This window comes from Streptomyces sp. NPDC055103 (assembly GCF_053607625.1).
Genome location: NZ_JBSGTX010000166.1, coordinates 1 through 1,813 on the forward strand (window position 1 = coordinate 1; position 1,813 = coordinate 1,813).

Consider the following 1,813-nt stretch of genomic DNA (forward strand, 5'->3'; position numbering starts at 1 on the left):
AGCCACCGACCAACCTTTGTGTTACCTGTATTTATATGTATGATGCAGAGGTGTTTTCGTATATTGAACAAATATCACCATCAAAGCGCGGCGAGCTGGAAATCACCGATGTGAATAATCTATACATCGAAAACAGCCAGCTTACGTATGATGTGTTATCAGGCTGGTGGGTAGACGCCGGAACTCACGAATCGCTTTATCTCGCTTCCCAGCTTGTACACCAGGATTTACGGAAAGGACAGGACGAAAAGTGATGGCAAAATCATATTTAATTACAGGCGGAGCCGGCTTCATCGGGCTCACGTTTACAAAGCTCATGCTGAGGGAAACGGATGCGCGCATTACCGTTTTAGATAAACTGACGTACGCCAGCCACCCGGAGGAAATGGAAAAATTAAAGCAAAACAGTCGTTTTCGCTTTGTAAAAGGGGACATCAGCGTTCAGGAGGATATCGACCGCGCGTTTGACGAGACCTACGATGGCGTCATTCACTTCGCAGCAGAATCGCATGTGGACAGAAGCATTTCCCAAGCGGAGCCGTTTATCACCACAAATGTCATGGGGACATACCGATTGGCGGAAGCGGTCTTGAAAGGAAAAGCCAAGAAGCTGATTCATATTTCAACAGATGAGGTATACGGGGATTTAAAAGCGGATGATCCCGCGTTTACAGAAACGACGCCGCTTTCTCCTAATAACCCATACTCAGCCAGCAAAGCAAGCTCAGATTTGCTCGTGTTGTCTTATGTGAAAACCCACAAGCTTCCGGCCATCATTACACGATGCAGCAACAATTACGGACCTTATCAGCACAGCGAAAAAATGATTCCGACGATTATCCGTCATGCGAAGCAGGGCCTGCCTGTTCCGCTGTATGGCGATGGACTCCAGATCCGAGACTGGCTGTTTGCGGAGGATCATTGCCGCGCAATCAAACTGATTTTAGAAAAAGGAACCGACGGCGAGGTGTATAACATCGGCGGCGGAAATGAACGCACGAATAAAGAGCTGGCGAGTGCCATTTTGAAGCATCTGGGCTGTGAGGAATTGTTCGCCCACGTGGAAGACCGAAAAGGGCATGACCGGCGCTATGCGATCAATGCATCTAAGCTGAAAAATGAACTGGGCTGGCGGCAGGAAGTGACGCTTGAAGAAGGCATTGCGCGTACGATTCAGTGGTATACAGACAATGACCGATGAGAAGGTGATCTGATTGACAAAGGTATTGGTAACTGGGGCGGGAGGACAGCTTGGCTTGGAACTATGCCGCCAGCTGAAGCAAGCCGGATATGAGGTCATTGCGTTAACAAAGAAGATGATGAACATTGCTGACCAGCGCTCAGTACGGCATTCGTTTGGCCATTATCAGCCGGATATCGTGGTCAATAGCGCCGCGTTTACGTCGGTTGATCAATGCGAGAAAGAGCTTGATAAAGCGTACTTGGTTAACGGAATCGGCGCTTATTATACAGCGCTTGAGTCAACCCGCATCGGTGCTCAATATGTTCATATCAGCACGGACTATGTATTCAATGGGAAAGGAACCCAGCCATATAGGGAAGACGATCCCCTCGATCCGAAAACCATTTATGGCAAAAGCAAAAGGCTTGGAGAAGAACTGATACGATTAACGACAAAAGACAGCACGATCATCAGAACATCGTGGGTGTACGGACATGGCGGCAATAATTTCGTTGAAACCATGCTGAAGCTTGCTGAAACGAAACAAGAGCTTCGGGTTGTCAGCGATCAAATTGGTTCGCCGACTTATACGAAGGATTTAGCAGAAGCGGTCATCAAGCTGTTCAGCCA

The 1,813-nt window shown here is 48.2% G+C and carries 3 protein-coding genes; all 3 read left to right on the top strand.

What is annotated here, in order from left to right; genetic code table 11:
- Positions 1-254 (top strand): sugar phosphate nucleotidyltransferase (locus tag ACWFR1_RS40255; RefSeq protein WP_453561057.1); only part of this gene is annotated, 254 nt, incomplete at its 5' end.
- Positions 254-1,201 carry a dTDP-glucose 4,6-dehydratase gene (gene rfbB / locus ACWFR1_RS40260; RefSeq protein ID WP_033883405.1) on the top strand — a complete coding sequence of 316 codons (948 nt, stop codon included), beginning with the start codon at positions 254-256 and terminating at the stop codon, positions 1,199-1,201. The genes ACWFR1_RS40255 and rfbB, both read left to right, overlap by 1 nt.
- 13 nt (positions 1,202-1,214) lie before the next feature.
- Positions 1,215-1,813, top strand: a 599-nt coding sequence (rfbD, locus tag ACWFR1_RS40265; RefSeq protein WP_453561062.1) for a dTDP-4-dehydrorhamnose reductase, incomplete at its 3' end; no start/stop codon positions are given.

Coding starts and splice junctions, on each gene's coding strand:
- rfbB (WP_033883405.1), top strand. CDS start 254: ATGGCAAAATCATATTTAATTACAGGCGGAGCCGGCTTCATCGGGCTC.